The sequence below is a fragment of the Sphaerisporangium corydalis genome, assembly GCF_025506355.1.
Taxonomy (GTDB): Bacteria; Actinomycetota; Actinomycetes; order Streptosporangiales; family Streptosporangiaceae; genus Sphaerisporangium; species Sphaerisporangium corydalis.
Genome location: NZ_JANZYP010000019.1, coordinates 89,642 through 105,086, shown reverse-complemented (window position 1 = coordinate 105,086; position 15,445 = coordinate 89,642). Strand labels below are relative to the sequence as shown.

The 15,445-nt window shown below is 71.2% G+C and carries 9 protein-coding genes and 1 pseudogene; 4 read left to right on the top strand and 6 right to left on the bottom strand.

The window, feature by feature from the left end; translation table 11 throughout:
- Nucleotides 1-236 precede the first annotated feature (236 nt).
- Entirely contained in the window at nt 237-2,390 is a 2,154-nt protein-coding gene (locus NYZ98_RS16105; protein WP_262843592.1) for an alpha-L-fucosidase, read from the bottom strand.
- Between the two features lie 326 nt (nt 2,391-2,716).
- Nucleotides 2,717-4,348 carry a M28 family metallopeptidase gene (locus tag NYZ98_RS16100; protein WP_262843591.1) on the bottom strand — a complete coding sequence of 544 codons (1,632 nt, stop codon included), beginning with the start codon at nt 4,346-4,348 and terminating at the stop codon, nt 2,717-2,719.
- A 451-nt stretch (nt 4,349-4,799) separates the two neighbouring features.
- On the opposite strand from NYZ98_RS16100, the gene NYZ98_RS16095 reads away from it, so the two are divergent.
- Nucleotides 4,800-6,542, top strand: a complete 1,743-nt coding sequence (locus NYZ98_RS16095; RefSeq protein WP_262843590.1) for an SGNH/GDSL hydrolase family protein — start codon at nt 4,800-4,802, stop codon at nt 6,540-6,542.
- Between the two features lie 27 nt (nt 6,543-6,569).
- Here NYZ98_RS16095 and NYZ98_RS16090 read toward each other — a convergent pair whose 3' ends face one another.
- Together NYZ98_RS16090 and NYZ98_RS16085 are read right to left on the bottom strand one after the other, a co-directional pair.
- Nucleotides 6,570-9,407 carry an ATP-binding protein gene (locus tag NYZ98_RS16090; protein ID WP_262843589.1) on the bottom strand — a complete coding sequence of 946 codons (2,838 nt, stop codon included), beginning with the start codon at nt 9,405-9,407 and terminating at the stop codon, nt 6,570-6,572.
- A 44-nt stretch (nt 9,408-9,451) separates the two neighbouring features.
- The gene (locus NYZ98_RS16085; RefSeq protein WP_262843588.1) at nt 9,452-10,450 is read right to left on the bottom strand and encodes a helix-turn-helix domain-containing protein; all 999 of its coding nucleotides are present in this window, start codon (nt 10,448-10,450) and stop codon (nt 9,452-9,454) included.
- A 381-nt stretch (nt 10,451-10,831) separates the two neighbouring features.
- Here NYZ98_RS16085 and NYZ98_RS16080 point away from each other — a divergent pair, with 381 nt between their 5' ends.
- Nucleotides 10,832-12,247: an SPFH domain-containing protein gene (locus NYZ98_RS16080; RefSeq protein WP_262843587.1), complete on the top strand. Its 1,416-nt coding sequence runs from the start codon at nt 10,832-10,834 to the stop codon at nt 12,245-12,247.
- A gap of 90 nt (nt 12,248-12,337) precedes the next feature.
- Here NYZ98_RS16080 and NYZ98_RS16075 read toward each other — a convergent pair whose 3' ends face one another.
- Nucleotides 12,338-12,751, bottom strand: a complete 414-nt coding sequence (locus NYZ98_RS16075) for an SRPBCC family protein (protein WP_262843586.1) — start codon at nt 12,749-12,751, stop codon at nt 12,338-12,340.
- A 320-nt stretch (nt 12,752-13,071) separates the two neighbouring features.
- Here NYZ98_RS16075 and NYZ98_RS16070 point away from each other — a divergent pair, with 320 nt between their 5' ends.
- Entirely contained in the window at nt 13,072-14,094 is a 1,023-nt protein-coding gene (locus NYZ98_RS16070; RefSeq protein WP_262843585.1) for an iron-containing redox enzyme family protein, read from the top strand.
- The gene (locus NYZ98_RS16065) at nt 14,091-15,212 is read left to right on the top strand and encodes a glycosyltransferase (RefSeq protein ID WP_262843584.1); all 1,122 of its coding nucleotides are present in this window, start codon (nt 14,091-14,093) and stop codon (nt 15,210-15,212) included. The genes NYZ98_RS16070 and NYZ98_RS16065 overlap by 4 nt, the downstream gene beginning before the upstream one ends.
- On the opposite strand, the pseudogene NYZ98_RS16060 reads toward NYZ98_RS16065, so the two are convergent.
- Nucleotides 15,176-15,298: pseudogene (locus NYZ98_RS16060) on the bottom strand (hypothetical protein); the annotation flags it as partial. The gene NYZ98_RS16065 and the pseudogene NYZ98_RS16060 overlap by 37 nt on opposite strands.
- Between the last annotated feature and the right edge of the window lie 147 nt (nt 15,299-15,445).

The following is a 15,445-nucleotide window of genomic DNA, read 5'->3' as shown; positions in this document are numbered from 1 at the left end:
GAGGCGCGCGCGAACGTCTCCCATGCTGCGGGAAGTACCTTCACTGCTTAAATTAAGAGGATGTAACACCCGGGTGAGATTCCTTGTCAATAGGAAGGTTTCCTTTTTATTAAGGAGATTCGCCGTCGTCCGCCTGGATCACCGCCCCCGGGTGCCCGATCCCAGCGGCACGGGGATCGGGCCGGGGCAGGGGCTCCGCGAGCCTGACGGGGTCAGGCTCGCGGAGCCGGCGCGGATCAGCCGGTGTAGACGTCGATCCGGTCCACGAGCATGTAGGTGCCGGAGCGCTTGACGGCCCGCAGGGTGTGCGAGCCGGACGAGAGCCCGCGCCGGGAGTAGACGACCTGCTGGGTCTGCCGGGTCGAGTTGGAGGTGTTCACGGAGGACTGCAGGACCCCGTCGATGTAGAAGTCGACGACGCCCTGGTCGCTGTTCCGCTCGGTGAGGAAGTCGACGCCGGTGCCGGTGAAGGTGTGGGAGACCGCGTCGCCGTTGGTGGTCGTGTAGTGGACGTCGTCGTTGTGGTCGCCGAAGCCGCGCCCGGTGCTGGTGCTCCAGGCGCCGGTGTAGGTGATCCCGGCGGCGTTGTCGTTGAGGATGGTGGCGGCCGGCGTGCTCGACGGGTAGAGCTGGGTGGCGGGGACGATCTGCTGGGGTGTGTCGGGGCTCGACCAGAACAGCTTCGCGTTCGACGCCCCGCCGCTCTGGGTGTGCTCCATGGTGATCGAGTACCGCTGCCCGGCGGTCAGCGTGATCGTGCCCTTGTCGATCTTCGCGCCGTGCGGGGAGGTGTCGTTGATCAGGAGCTGGCCGTTGACCCACAGCCGCACGGTGTCGTCGCTCAGCGTGGCGAAGGTGTAGGTCTGGCTGTAGCGGGGCTCGACCTGCCCGGTCCAGCGGGCGGAGAAGTTGGTGGAGGGGATGCTGGAGGCGGGGGAGCCCTCGTACTGCCAGTTGGCGTTGACGGTGGGGTCGACGCGGGTGACCGCGGGAGAGCCGCTGAAGGTGGTGTTGGCCCAGAACTGCGCGGTCAGCCCGGAACCCGTGCCGACCGACCGGGCGGTCGTCGGCGTGATGTCCAGCGCGATCACCGAGGCGGTCGAGTCGGGGGCCGAGCCGGAGGGCCGCAGGTCGTAGCCGTCCCCGGACGCGGTCACCGACACGGCGGCACCGTTGGCCAGCACGCGGGCGCCGGTGATGGTGAACGGGGCCCTCGCCGTCAGGTGCAGCGGCGTGCCTGAGGACGGCCAGTTGTAGACGGAGGCGTAGAGGCGGTTGCCGTTACGGCTGACCACGCCCCAGGAGGGTTTGCTGACCAGGCCGGTGTAGCCGGCGCCGTAGACGGCCGCTCCGTTGGTGTTCAGCCAGGTCCCGACTCCGGCCAGCCGGCTGACCGCGGTCGAGGGGATGACGCCGCGCTCGTCGGGGCCGACGTTGAGCAGGTAGTTCCCGCTGCTCGCGGCGATGCCGACCAGGTTACGGGTGAGGGTGGCGCTGGACTTGTAGTTCGTGTCGTAGGCGGCGAAGCCCCAGTGGTCGTTGACCGTCATGCACGACTCCCACAGCTGGCCGTCGGCCGGCGTCGCGGGGATCTCCTGTTCGGGGGTGCCGAAGTCGCCGTCGGCGATGCCGCGGGTGCCGACCCGGTTGTTGACGATGGTGCCGGGCGACAGGGTCCGGACGTAGTCCTCCAGTTGCGCGCCCTGCTGCGCGGTCCACGGCGCCTCCCACTCGCCGTCGAACCACATCACGGCGATGTCGCCGTAATTGGTCAGCAGCTCTCTCACCTGGGCCTTCATCCGGGTCACGTAGGCGGCGTAGTTGGAGCCGCCGGGCTGGGCGTCGGGGTCGTGCCAGTCCCAGATGGAGTAGTAGAAGCCGAGCTTGACGCCCTGGGCCCGGGCGGCGACGGCGAGTTCGGCGAGGATGTCCCGCTTGAACGGGGTCCGGTCGCGGATGTTCCAGTTGTTCACGGCCGTCGGCCACATCGCGAAGCCGTCGTGGTGCTTGGCGGTGATGACGAGGTACTTCTGCCCCGCCGCCTTAGCCGCGCCGATCACGGCACTGGCGTCGAAGGAGGACGGATTGAACGACGCGGCCTTGGCCTCGTACGTCGCCGCCGGGATCGCGCACTGGCGCTCGATCCATTCGGCGTCCCGGCAGACCGTCCCGTCGGGACGGGTGTACTCGCCGCGGTAGGCGCTGTAGAGGCCGAAGTGCATGAACATCCCGAAGTGCGCGTCCCGCCACCACTGGGTGCGTGAGGAGGTGAACGCGTCGTCGGGGACGTAGTTGCGCCCGGGTGCCGCCTGGGCGGATCCACCTGCCAGGGCGAGGGTGAACAGGAGCGTGAGCGCGCCCACTGTCGCCAGGACTGATCTGAGTCGCATGGAAGAACTCCCATGAAAGGTCCAATGACTCCGCCATCGTCATCCGGGCCCTTGCCGCTGTCAACGGGCATAAATCTAGATATTGGCTCAAAGCGGCAAGCGGTTTCTTCATATTCGTCGGATGACATGGGCAAGTGTGTGCGTTCGGGCCGCATGGCCTGCCGCTCCGCCCCCTGGCCGGGGAGCGCCCCCGAAAGCCGGAACGCCCCCGCCGGAGAATCTCTGGCGGGGGCGCGTGCCGTCGACGCGGGGGTCGTGTGCCCGACGTGGTGCTCACCCGGCCGTGCGGGCCGCTCGCCCGCCGGATCGCCCGGGTCCTGGCAGGGTCAGACCGTGACGCTCCAGGTGTCGAGGAAACCGGTGTCGAGCCGGAACTCGTCGGTCACCTGCAGGGTCCAGGTTCCGGCGGCCTGCTGGCTGACCGGTACCGAGTAGGTGCGGGTGCCGTAGGAGGTGCAGGACGAGCCGCCGCTGCTGTCGATGGTGTAGTACGTCCCGTTCGGGCCGCGCAGGCGGATCCGCAGGTCCTCGGCGCAGGTGTGCGAGATCGTCACGCTCACCTGGACCGGCGAGACGGCGCTGCCGGTGGCGGTCGAGGTGACCGGGCTGTTGATCGTCGACAGGTCGTTGATCGTGAAGTTGGTGCCGTTGGTGAACGTCCGGCCCCCGCCGGTGCCGCCGACCGTCACCGTGTAGGTCGTGGTGTGGGTCGCGGTCTGACCGGTGCCGGTGACGGTGACGGCGTACGTGCCGGCCGGCGTGGACGCCGAGGTGGCGAGGGAGAGCGTCGAGGAGCCGCCCGAGGTCACCGACGCCGGGCTGAAGCTCGCGGTGGCGCCACTGGGCAGCCCGGACGCCGTGAGGCTCACCGTCTGCGCGGTGCCCGAGGTCGTCGTGGTGCCGATCGTGGTCGTGGCCGTCTGGCCCGCCTGCACCGAGCCCGTCGCGGGGCTGGCGCCGATCGAGAAGTCCCTGCCGGTGGAGGTGCCCACGGCCTGGGTCCAGATCGCGTACGCCAGCGCGTCGCCCGCCCGGTCGAGGACGGTGTCGTTGATGTTGGCCGTCGTGTCGCACGACTGGTGATAGCAGGAGTCGTACGCCCGTCCCGCCGTGCCGCCCCACTTGGCGGCCTGCGCCGAGGTCTTGGTGGCGCTGGCGCCGGCCGCGACACCGGAGGTGGGGATGCCCGCGTTGCGGAAGGAGGCGTCGTCGGAGCGGTTGGCGCCCTCGGTGTTCTCCTCCGGCTGCAGGCCGAGGTTGGTGTAGAACGCGCGCAGGTCGACGGCGGCCGCGGTGGTGATGTTGTTGACGAAGTAGCCGCCGTTGGTGGAGCCGATCATGTCGAAGTTGAGGTACTGCTTGATCCTGGAGCGGTCGGTCGAGCTGAGCGAGCTGACGTAGGCGCGCGAGCCGAGGAGGCCCTGCTCCTCGTCGCTCCACCAGCCGAACCGCACGTGCTTGCTCATCGCCGGGTTCTGCGCGGCCAGGGTCAGCGCGACCTCCAGCGTCATCGAGGAGCCCGAGCCGTTGTCGTTGATGCCCGGGCCCGCCGACACGCTGTCCAGGTGGGCGCCGGCCATGATGACCTGGCTCTCGTCCCCGCCCGGCCAGTCGGCGATCAGGTCAGGACCGGCGCCGCTGGTGCAGCCCGGCGAGCAGGTCACGCGCCGGGTGGTGTAGCCGGCGGCCTGCAGTCTCTGCTCGACGTAGGAGACCGACGCGGTGTACCCGGACGTGGTCGACCTGCGGGTGCCGCCGTTGGAGCTGGCGATGCTCTGCAGCTGGCTCAGGTGGGCCTTGACGTTCGTCAGGCTGATGTCGGGGGGCGCCAGGGCGGCGAGGGGGACCTCGTTCCGGGTGCTTCCCGGTGGCGCCTGCGCGGTGGCGGGCATCGCGGACCCGACCAGGCCCATCAGGGCCATGGCCACGGTCGCTGTGAGGACGGCTGTGCGCCTCATGCGCGTTTCCTTTCTCGGCATCCCACTACCGCGCCCTCGCCTTGTAGGCGGGCAGCGCTCATCGCGCCGTCACCGGTCGCCGGACGGCGCGATGTGTGGGACTCGGGGGGCGGGGAGAAATGGATGCTCACACACGGGGGTGTGCTTGTGCGTGACGGTAGGGCCACGGGACGGCGCCGTACATACGTAGCTGCATCCGTACATGTACCGAAAAATCACAAGGAAGGGCCACTACCCGCGGCGAGGGCGTCCGGGAGGGCATCCAGGGTGTTCACGCGGTGAACACTCAGGGTGGTCGGGCGGGAGAACACTCAGGGTGGTCGGGGGGAGAGCACCCGATGTTAGCGGGGGCCCGGCGGCGGATGATGCGTGCAGCGATGCCCCCCGTTTCGCCCCCTCCGAACAGGAAGGCATTCCCATGCCCCCACCGCGACGATTACGGCGGAAATTCGTGGCACTGCGGCTGGGCCTGATCGGGCTCGTGCTCGCACTCGCCGCGACCGTCTTCAGCGGCCTCCCCGCCAGCGCGGGCCCGCCGCCCATCCGGCCGACCACGCCGCCGACCATCCCGACGTTCAAACCGGGCTGGCCGCCCACCGGGCCGACCCTGCCGCCCACCAACGGGCCGACCGTGCCGTCCACGCCGGTGCCGCTCATCTGGGCCGGGTTCGGCGACAGCTACACCGTCGGTGAGGGCGCGAGCCGGAACCACGTCTACAAGGCCAAGCCGGGCGGCGAGGAGGACTACCGGCATCAGTCCGGGCTCGCGCCGTTCCTGCTGGCGTTCGACTACCTGGAGGTGAACCGCTACCAGCTCGGCGAGTACACGGCCTTCCCCACCGAGATCCCCAGCACCTGGGGCGCCGACCGTATGATCTTCAACGCGTCGTCGGGAGCCGAGACCAAGCACCTCACCAAGGCGCAGACCGAGTGCAAGAAGTGCACCGAGATCAGGAACCCGCCCCAGCTCCAAGGCGTCCCCTCCGACACCAACCTCGTCTACTTCGGCCTCGGCGGCAACGACGCCGGCTTCGGGTCGCTGATGTCCACCGCGTTCGACGTGTACTTCTGGCGGTGGACCCGGGCGAACTGGGTGTCGCGGCAGATCCGCGCCGTCCAGATGGAGGTGCAGCGGCTGTTCAAGCGGATGCCGCAGGTCTCGGCGAACGTCGAGCAGGGACTGGTCGACGTGAACACCGCCGCGAACCAGGCGGAGATCATCGTCGCGCTCTACCCGCTGGCCATCAAACCGTCGGGGAACTCCGACACCACGCAGATCTCCGGCGCGGCCCTGGACATGATGTATCCGTTCGCCGTCGCGGTGAACCAGGCGATCAAGGACGCGGTCGACCGGTTCCGCGCCAGGTTCCCCAACGTCAAGGTGCACGTGTTCGACCCCAACACCGCCGGGCCGAACGGCACCAGCGTGGTGGCCGGCCACGAGCTCGGCCAGCCGGACTCCTACTTCAACGGCGTGGTGTACCGGGGCAGGGTCTTCGGGCAGTTCAAGTTCTTCAAGGCCTACCAGGAGAGCTTCCACCCCAACGAGCCGGGCGCCGTGGTGCTCGGCCAGGCGCTGGCGAACTGGATGACCGTCGTGTTCCCCGCCTGGTTCCCGAAGGGCCCCGACTTCAACCGCGTGCACGTGGACGCGCAGGTCTCCGCCGGGGGACCGGACACCGACGACGAGTTCGAGGAATGGGCGAGAAACAACCCTGAGGAGGTGTGCGAAGAGGCCGACATCGACAGCATCTGCCACTTCATCAACACCGACGGCGAGATAACGATCCCGATCGAGGTGGTCAACAACCCGGTCCCGCTCCCGCCGATCTTCGGAGCGCCCACGGTCGGCGGCCCGGGGGGCGGTTCACCCGGTGGCGGCCCGGCACCGTCGACCTGGATCCCGGCCACCTACAGCAGCGCGCCGACCGGGGTACCGGCGGAGGGGATGCCCACCAACGGCTCCACGGGGGATCCCTGCGATCTCGTGGCCGTGAATCCGGGGTACCAGGTGAACGTGACGGTCTCGACGTCCACGCTGAGCGGCGGTGGCCTGAGCGCTCCCATGGACCTCACCTGGGTCCAGTTCAGCCGGACCGTGAAGTCCGACCCCTGTGAGAAGAAGGAGAAGGTCGACCCGACCGAGATCCAGCAGATGATCGACGACTGGCTGGGCACGGGCGACGGCGGCTGACCCTCACCCACCGGCACCGCCGGGGCGTCACCCGTCGATCGGGATGTCGCCCCGGCTCGCCAGCCGCCGGGCGAGCGCCACCCGGGAGCGCACGTCGAGCTTGCTGAAGATGCTCGCGACGTGGGTCTCCACCGTCTTCTGGCTGACCTGGAGCCGCTCGGCCACCTCACGGTTGGTCAGCCCCTGGCCGACGAGCTCCGCCACCTGGCGCTCCCGCGCGGTCAGCACCCCCGGCCCGGCGCGCGCCGCGTGCCGGGGGGCCCGCGCGGCGAGCCGCCGTTCCACCCGGGTCAGCTGACCGGCGAGCCAGTCCGCGCCCGACTCCCGGTAGGCGCTCTTGGCCAGGCCGATGACGGCGCGGCACGACGCCACGTCCCCCATGCGGCCGTGGATGTCGGCGAGGAGCTGGTGCGCCAGCCCCCGTTCGACGACGGCGCCGCTCTCGCCGAACCGCTCGGCGGCGGTCCTGGCCGCCACCGCGGCCCCGGCCAGGTCGTCGCGGCGGCACAGCGCGCGGGCACGGGCGTCGTAGGCGACGCCGAGCTGGTACGCCGGGCCGCCGGTCGCGGCGGCCACCGCGGTCGCCGACCAGGCGAGCGCGGTGCCGGCGTCGCCGTCGGACCCGGCGCGGATCGACCGCACCGCCAGCCGTTCCACCTCGGTGTCCCGGGAGAGCATGGGCGGCAGCGGCGGCAGGTGATCCGCGTCGGGGCGCCCGTCCGCCGCCAGCCGGACCCGGGCCACCGACACGTGCACCACCGCCTGCCACCAGGCCGAACCGGGACCGGCCGCGGCGAGCCGGTCGGCGAGCGCCACGGCGGGCCGGACGCCGTGCCGCCACAGCACCGGCAGCAGCATGACGCACCGGGCCATCGCCAGCGTCTCGCTGCTGCCGATGTAGTCGGAGGCGACGGCGGCGTGCTCGGCGACGTCGATGGCCTCCGCCAGGCGGCCGGCCCTGGCCAGGTGGCGGGCCCGCGCGATCAGCAGGTACGGCATCGCGTAGCTGCGGCCGGACATCGTCGCCAGGTCGATGCCCCTGGCCAGGTGGCGCTCGGCGTCCGCAGGCCGCTGGAGGCAGGTCTCGCTCCACGACAGCGGCGCGACGAGCTCCATGTGCCGGGCCAGGGCGGCGTCCGGGGCGCCGTCCATCAGCCAGCCGGCCCGCCTGCTGTGCGACCGCGCGGCGGCGATGTCGCCGTCCTGCAGGCAGGCCAGGGCCAGGATGGCGTGCGCCGCCGAGCCGAGCGCGGGGTCGTTCTCGCCGGACAGGTGCCCGATGGCCTCGAGCGCGTGCCGGCGGGCGTCGGCCGGGTCCGACCGCAGCACCGCCACGGCGGCCAGCTCCACCAGGAGCTGCGTCCGCACCCGCCCCACCTGCCCGGTCCGCCGGATCTGGGCGCTCAGCAGGGCCCGCGCCTCGTCCAGCCGGCCGAGCAGGCGCGACACCACCGAGGAGAAGGCCACCGCCGCCGCGGCCACCTCGGGCGGCAAGTCGATGACCTCGTGCAGAATGCGCCGGCTCTCCGTCAGCGAGCCCATCACGCCGGTGCCGCGCGCCAGGCCGGTGAGCAGGTGGGCGCGGTACGGCACCAGGTCGTCACGTCCGGGCAGCACGCGCAGGGCCTCGCCGAGCAGCCGGACGGCGGTCGCCGGGGCCGACTCCAGGTACGCGATGCCCGCGTCGCCCAGTGTCCTGGCCGCCCGCTCGTCGCCGGGCTCGGCGCACCGCTCGGTGTGGTGGGCCAGCAGCGCAGGCGGCCCGCCGGTACGGCGCAGGTGGTCGGCGATCCGGGCGTGGGCGGCGAGGCGCCAGCCCGGTCCGCACTCGTCGTAGGCGGTGGCGCGCACCAGCGGGTGGCGGAAGGCGAACCGGGTGCCCGCCAGGGTGCCCAGTCCCTGCGCGCACAGCTCGTCCACGGCGGCGGCGGCGACGGCGGGGTCGAGTTCGGCGACGTGGGCGATGACGACGATCGAGGCCAGCTCGCCGGCGACCGCCGCCGCCTTCGCCGCCAGGCGGCCGGTCGGGGTGAGCCGGTCCAGTTCCCTGCGCAGCACCGCCGGCAGCGGCTGCTCCAGGGCGAGCGACGCGCCGGGCCGGCCCTCGGCCAGCTCCTCCAGGGGGTCGTCGCCGGCGGCCAGCAGCGCCCGGACGAACAGTGGATTGCCCCCGCTGACCTGGTACACCAGCCGCCGCCTGCGCGGGTCCACGTCGGAGGGCATGAGCAGGGCCGCGGCGTCCTCGTCCAGCGGGCCCAGGCTCAGCCGCATGACCGGCGGATCCTGCCCGGCCACGGCGTCGCCGAGCACCGGCGGGATCATGCTCGACCGGCAGGCGACCGCCAGCAGGAACCCGCCGGGCGGCGGCCGCCGCAGGAGGAACTCGGTCAGTTCGAGTGACGCCGCGTCCGCCCAGTGCAGGTCGTCCAGCACCAGCACGGCCCCGCGCCCGGCGGACGAATGGGCCAGGAGAGATCGGATGCCGCGATAGGTGTGGTAGCGATCCAGCCGTCCGCGATCGGTCTGACCCGCCGACAGCAGGGTCCGAAGGGCCGCCTCGGCGAGCTCGCCCGGGCGGTCACGGCCGGCGTCGTCATCGGAGAGGCGGGTGAAGACCTCCACGTACATACCGAACGGGACGAGACTCTCGAATTCGGTGGCACCGCCGTTGAGCACGGTCCGCCCGGCCGCGCGCGCCCGCTCGACCAGGTGCTCGAGCAGCCGGGTCTTGCCGACGCCGGGCTCGCCGTCGATGAGGATCATGCGGCACCCGCCGGCGAGGGCCGCCTCGACCATGCCCAGCTCGCGGGCCCGCCCGACCAGCTCAGGGCGGACGGATCTCCAGCCCGACGCGTCCTCGGTCATGACGTCCTCCGGCCCAGAAACCGGTGATCAACGATGCGAGGAGATCACACATTCGTCCCCGTGTCCATGCCGCGGGGGAGCGGCCCGCCACCGGGGTACCGGTTCCGGTAGTCGCGCGGGCTGGTCCCGTACGCGGCACGGAAGGCGCGGGTGAAGACGGCCGGGTCGGAGAATCCCCAGCGGGCCCCCGTGACGTGGATGGGCTCACGCTCGCCGCCGGGCCGCACGAGGTCACGGCGGCAGCTTTCGAGTCGCCGCGCGCGGATCCAGGCGGCGACGGTCGTGTTCTGCGACGCGAACAGCCGTTGCAGGGTGCGCAGGGAGACGCTGTGCGCGTCGGCGATCGTCGCCGGGGACAGCCGGTGGTCCCCGAGGTTCCGCTGGATGTGCGCGTGGACGCGCAGCAGCAAGGCGCGCTGCTCGGTCTCCGGGGGCACGGCGGCGTCCAGGTGGTGGCCGAGCAGCATGGTGACCAGGTCGGTCAGCGAGATGCCCAGCCGTACCAGGTCGGCGGGCGAGGCGGAGCCGGTGACGGTGGCCAGGCCACCGAGGAAACGTGAGACCAGCGCGCCGAAACCGTGAGCCCCAGGAAGCACCTTGGCGACGCTCTGCTCCAGCGCGCCGGCGGCGAAGGGCAGCAGGCCGCCGGGGATCGCGATCAGGAGCGCCCGGTTGACATGCTTCCCGTGCGTGCGGACGTGGTACGGGCGCGAGGTGTGGAAGAGCGCCATGTCAAGATGGCCCAGCGTGACGCGCTTGCGATCCTGCGTGAGGGCGATCGGCCCGCTCTGGGCGACGAGGAGGTAGAGGATCTCCGGATCGGACCGGCGGATCAGCCGTGAGGTCCGGTACGCGTCGGTCTCGGGCAGGACATGGGAGGAGATCTGGACGGCCCCCAGGTCGGCGGCCTCGATCCTGCCGCGGAAATCGGCCCGGTTGCCCGAGGTGAACCGCACCGGCACCACGAGCTGGGACATCTGGTCCAGCCAGCCGTCGAACCGCTCCTCGGGGGGCAGTGTGTCCGTGGACATGATCAGTTGCACTGGCATCTCCTCTCACCGTCTCCGGGCCGGTCCCGTCCGGAGCGGATCCGCCACGCCCCAGGTCCTGGCGGCATGGCGCCGAGCACCCCGTGACGGCCTTCAGGGCCGTTCCCCTCCACTCTGCATCGCCGCGACGCCCCGGGCACCAGGTGCCGATTCAATGATCTACATTGTAAAGGGCGTCGCTTGATTTCGGACATCCGCCGCCTTCGCCTCCGCTCCGCCCTAACACCATGACCTCGCTCATCTAATGGAATAAACGCCTATTTAGGTACATCGGCCGTTCTATTTCGTAAATCCTCGGATCCGTACATATTGCTTGCGGTCATTCGGCGGAGTAGACGAGACTCGGCGGCGATCGCGAGGAAGACGGAGAAGACGATGAGCGCCGCCGGCAAAGGCAGCAACACCTACCTGGATCAGGTCGTCGCGCAACAGGCGGTGCTGGAGGACGACCTCAAGGCGCGCCGTAACGCCGCCGCGTCCGCCGCGGCGGCGCCCGCCGCGAGCCCGATGACCAGGCGGCAGAGCCCGATGGCCAAGCGCGAGAGGGTCATGGGCGGCGCCGAGCCCGACAGGACGGCTCCCGGGCCGGTGGACGTGCGGATCACCGGCTTCTGGCGCTGGAAGAACGTGCTCGTACCGCCCAACGCGTTCGTGGTGCACACCCGGCGCGGCCGGGAGAAACCGCTGCACATCGGGCTCGGCGTGTCGTTCCGCTTCACCCCCGCCACCGACTCGTTCCTGGTGGTGCCCGGGGCCACCCAGACCATCCTGATCAATGCGTACTGCATCTGCCAGGAACTCCAGGGCGTACTGGTGCAGGGCTACGTCCAGTGGATCATCCAGGACTTCGCCATCGCCTACCGCAAGCTGGACTTCGGCGACGCCGAGGACCCGATGCGGCTGGTGAACCTGCAACTGCGGGAGCAGGCCGAGGCGGCGATCAAGGACAAGGTCGCGACCATGGGCGTGCGCGACGTGCTCAGCGACAAGCAACCCATCATCGAGGAGCTGACCGGCCGGCTGCGCGCGGTGGCCGAGGGCGAGGGCGACAGCGACCAGGGGCTCGGCCTGCGCATCGTCACCGTCCAGATCAAGGAGGCCGTCGTCACCTCGTCGCGGCTGTGGGAGAACCTGCAGAAGCCCTACCGGGCCGAACAGGGTCAGATCGCCCGGCTGGCCGAGCTGCGGGCCGAGGAGGCCATCGCCCAGCGGGAGATGGCGACCGAGCGGCTCAGGGAGACCAAGCGCCTGGAGGACGAGCGGGAGCTCGCCGAACTGCGGGCGCGCAACGAGGCGTCGCAGTTCGACACCGAGGTCGCCGAGCGGCTGCGGCGCACGCAGCGGGAGCACGACGACGCCAGGGCGGTGGCGGAGCTGGAGACCGAGACGACCCGGCACGCGCTGCGGATGGAGCGCGAGCGGCACGCCGAGGAGGCCGAGACCGGCACGCTCAGGATCGAGCGGGAGCAACGGCTCAAGCGCATGGAGCTCGACGGCGAGCTGGAGCTGGTCCGCTCCAGGGCGCGGTCCGACCACGAGCGGGCGCTTCTCGACCTGGAACGCGTGGGGGTGCGGGCGGAGATCGACAACCAGGAGACGGCGGCCAGCCTGCAGTCCAAGCTGATCGGCTCGCTGCCCGAGATCATGGAGAGGCTGCCCAAGCCGGCGGAGCTGCGCGCCGTCTCGATCAACGGCGGCGACCGGACCACGGTGTCCGGGCTGCTGGCCGAGCTCGCCGTCGTGATCGGGACGCTGCGGTCGGCGGTCGCCGCCGACCGTACGGACTCCTGATCACCGCGGCGGGCGTCGCCGACCGTCCGGACCCCTGATCCGACAGCGGGCGTCGCCGACCGTCCGGGCACCTGTGACGCCGTCGAGGTCTCAGTCGTGTGCCGTCGCCTCGATCGCCTGCTTCATCTCCAGCGCGCCGCGTTCGACGCGGATGCGGACCACGCCGGCGAGGGTGTGCGGCAGGATGTCGGTGGTCCAGATCAGGCGGCCCGTCCCGTCCCCGTCGGGCTGGACCTCGAACGAGGCGTGGTGGTGCTCGGCCGGTGGCCGAGCGCCCTCGATGACGGAGTAGGCCAGGCGGCGGGCGTCGTCGTCGATCGCGACGATCAGTTCACGGACCACGTGCCCGTCGGGAAAGGTCAGGAACCGCTCGTCGCCCTGCAGCCGGGTGCCGGTGACGCGGCCGGGCAGCAGACGCTCGTGTACGGCGCCGACGTCGCGCAGGACGTCCCAGATGTGCTCGGGGGACGCGTCGATGGCGATCTCGTGGCGGATGGAGGCCATGGCGCCGGAGGGCTCCTCTCAAAGCGGGACAGATTTGATCAAATCTACTCCGGAGCACGTCGGTCCCACGTCCTGGCGCCCGGCAGGCTCGTGACCCCGACGGGCGGCCATTCCCCCCTGGTCCCCTCGCGTCCTTCGCCACCTTGGTCGTGATCTTTCTGACTGTTCGCCTGGTGGGGGGATTAGCCCGGGACAGAGGAGGGCATCAGAGGCGCAGGGGACGAATGTTCGATATGTCCATATATATGCCCCCGAGAACACCGCTCCCGCGGCTCTTCACCGGCCCGTTCGCCCGAGTTCCGCCGCGATGGGAGATCGTGATGCAGCTTCCGACGCCGCGAGGCCCGCTCACCGCCCTGCTCTCCGAACGGCTCAGGCGCCCGCCCCACACCGTTGGCCCGCCCCACGCCGTCGGCCCGCCACCGCCGGCGACCGGGACGTCGGCCCTCGCGGACGAGGATCTCCAGCTCGCCCTCTTCACCTGCTACGAGCTGCACTACGAGGGCTTCGACGGGGTGGACGAGGGGTGGGAGTGGGAGCCGTCGTTGCTGGCGGTCAGGCAGGTGCTGGAGCGGCGGTTCGAGGACGCCCTGTCGCGGGCCGTGCCGCGCCCGTCCTTCCGGCCGCACGTGCCCATGCGCCAGGCCCTGGCGGAGCTGGTGGCCGCCGCCGACGGGCCGTGCCTGGCGGCCTACCTGGCCAGGCGGGCCGACCTGGACCAGTTCCGTGAGTTCGTCGCGCACCGGTCGATCTACCACCTCAAGGAGGCCGACCCGCACACCTGGGCGATCCCGCGGCTGCGCGGCGGCCCCAAGGCGGCCCTGGTCGAGATCCAGGCCGACGAGTACGGCGGCGGGCACCTCGCCCGGATGCATTCCGAGTTGTTCCGCACCACCATGCGCCACCTGCGCCTGGACGACTCCTACGGCGCCTACCTCGACCGGGTCCCGGCGGTCACCCTGGCCGTGTCCAACGTCATGTCGCTGTTCGGGCTCCACCGGCGTCACCTCGGAGCCCTGCTGGGTCACCTGGCCGCGTTCGAGATGACCTCCTCCTTCCCCAACGAGCAGTACGGGCGCGGTCTGCGGCGGCTGGGCGGCGACGACATGGCGCGGCGTTTCTACGACGAGCACGTGCAGGCCGACGCCGTCCACGAGCAGATCGCCGCGCACGACATGTGCGGCGGGTTCGCGAGCCGGTTCCCCTCGCGCGCCGGTGAGGTGCTGTACGGCGCGGCCTGCGCCCTGACTTTGGACCGGCTCTTCGCCGAGCACGTCATGGGCCGCTGGCGGCGCGGCGCCTCCTCGCTGCTGGAGGTGGACGTGATGGCGGGGACGCGATGACGGCCCCTGGCGCCGGGGTGGACTATGTGCTGCCGCTGCGCTGGAGCGACGACTCCGGCTTGGACGAGCTGACCGCCTACCTGCGCCGGCTGTGGCGCGTCGTCCGCACCGTCATCGTGGTCGACGGCTCCCCGGCCCCGCTGTTCGCCCGGCACGCGCGCCTGTGGGACGGCATGGTGCTGCACGTGCGTCCCGACCCTGATCTCGGCTTCGCCAACGGCAAGGTCGACGGGGTGGTCACCGGGTTGCGGCTGGCCCGCGCCGAGCACGTCGTCATCGCCGACGACGACGTCCGCTATGGCGCGGAGGAGCTGGCCCGCGTCGATGCCCTGCTGGAGCGGGCCGACCTGGTCCGGCCGCAGAACCACTTCGACCCGATGCCCTGGCACGCCCGCTGGGACAGTGCCCGCAGCCTGCTCAACCGCGGTTTCGGGGCGGACTATCCAGGGACGTTTGGTGTGCGCCGTTCCATGTTCTTGAGAATGGGCGGTTATGACGGGGACGTGTTGTTCGAGAATCTCGAACTCATTCGCACGGTCCGCGCCCACGGTGGTCGTGAGGTGTGTCCGCTGGATCTCTATGTGCGCCGCCTGCCGCCCGACCCGCGCCGCTTCTGGTCCCAGCGCGTGCGCCAGGCCTACGACGACCTCGCGCAACCACTCCGGATGGCCTTCTTCCTCGCCCTGGGGCCCGCTGTGGCCGCCGGGTTGCTACGGCGGCGCGTCGGGATGGTGCTGGCTGGTGCCGGCGTGACGGCGGGGCTGGCGGTCGGGCTGGCCGAGATCGGCCGCCGCAGGGCCGGCGGGCGGCGGGTGTTCCCCGTGACGGCCGCGTTGTTCGCCCCGGTGTGGCTGGCGGAGCGGGCCGTCTGCGGCTGGCTGGCGCTGGCGGACCGGTTGCTGCGCGGAGGCGCCTGGTACGCCGGGCGCCGGATCCCCACCGCCGCGCACTCGGTCCGGCACCTGAGGGCGTCTTCTCAGGCGGCCACGTCGGGCTTGCTGGAGGCCCGGAAACCGGCCCGCTTGTGGGAGCCGTCGCAGAACGGCTTGGACGAGGACCTGCCGCAGCGGCACAGTGCCACCGTGGCCCGGCCGGGGTCGATGACGGCACCGTCCTGAGTCAGCAGCGTGAACAGACCTCTGACCAGCAGCGGCCCGTCCTCGCAGGGAGTCACGGTGACCGAAATATCCGGTTTTGGTCGCATATTAGGTTTGTTCCCGGCGCGCACCTGGGAAAACACCTGGGCCGCCCGGGTTCGGCACCCCTTCCGCCGGCCGCGTTGAGGCCCTCGGACGGCACTCGCAGGTACGTGGCCTGTGGAAAACCCCGGGCGGCGCGTTGCCTTGTCCAC

Coding starts and splice junctions, on each gene's coding strand:
- NYZ98_RS16075 (WP_262843586.1), bottom strand. CDS start 12,751: ATGGCCTCCATCCGCCACGAGATCGCCATCGACGCGTCCCCCGAGCAC.
- NYZ98_RS16090 (WP_262843589.1), bottom strand. CDS start 9,407: ATGACCGAGGACGCGTCGGGCTGGAGATCCGTCCGCCCTGAGCTGGTC.
- NYZ98_RS16105 (WP_262843592.1), bottom strand. CDS start 2,390: ATGCGACTCAGATCAGTCCTGGCGACAGTGGGCGCGCTCACGCTCCTG.
- NYZ98_RS16080 (WP_262843587.1), top strand. CDS start 10,832: ATGAGCGCCGCCGGCAAAGGCAGCAACACCTACCTGGATCAGGTCGTC.
- NYZ98_RS16100 (WP_262843591.1), bottom strand. CDS start 4,348: ATGAGGCGCACAGCCGTCCTCACAGCGACCGTGGCCATGGCCCTGATG.
- NYZ98_RS16070 (WP_262843585.1), top strand. CDS start 13,072: ATGCAGCTTCCGACGCCGCGAGGCCCGCTCACCGCCCTGCTCTCCGAA.
- NYZ98_RS16065 (WP_262843584.1), top strand. CDS start 14,091: ATGACGGCCCCTGGCGCCGGGGTGGACTATGTGCTGCCGCTGCGCTGG.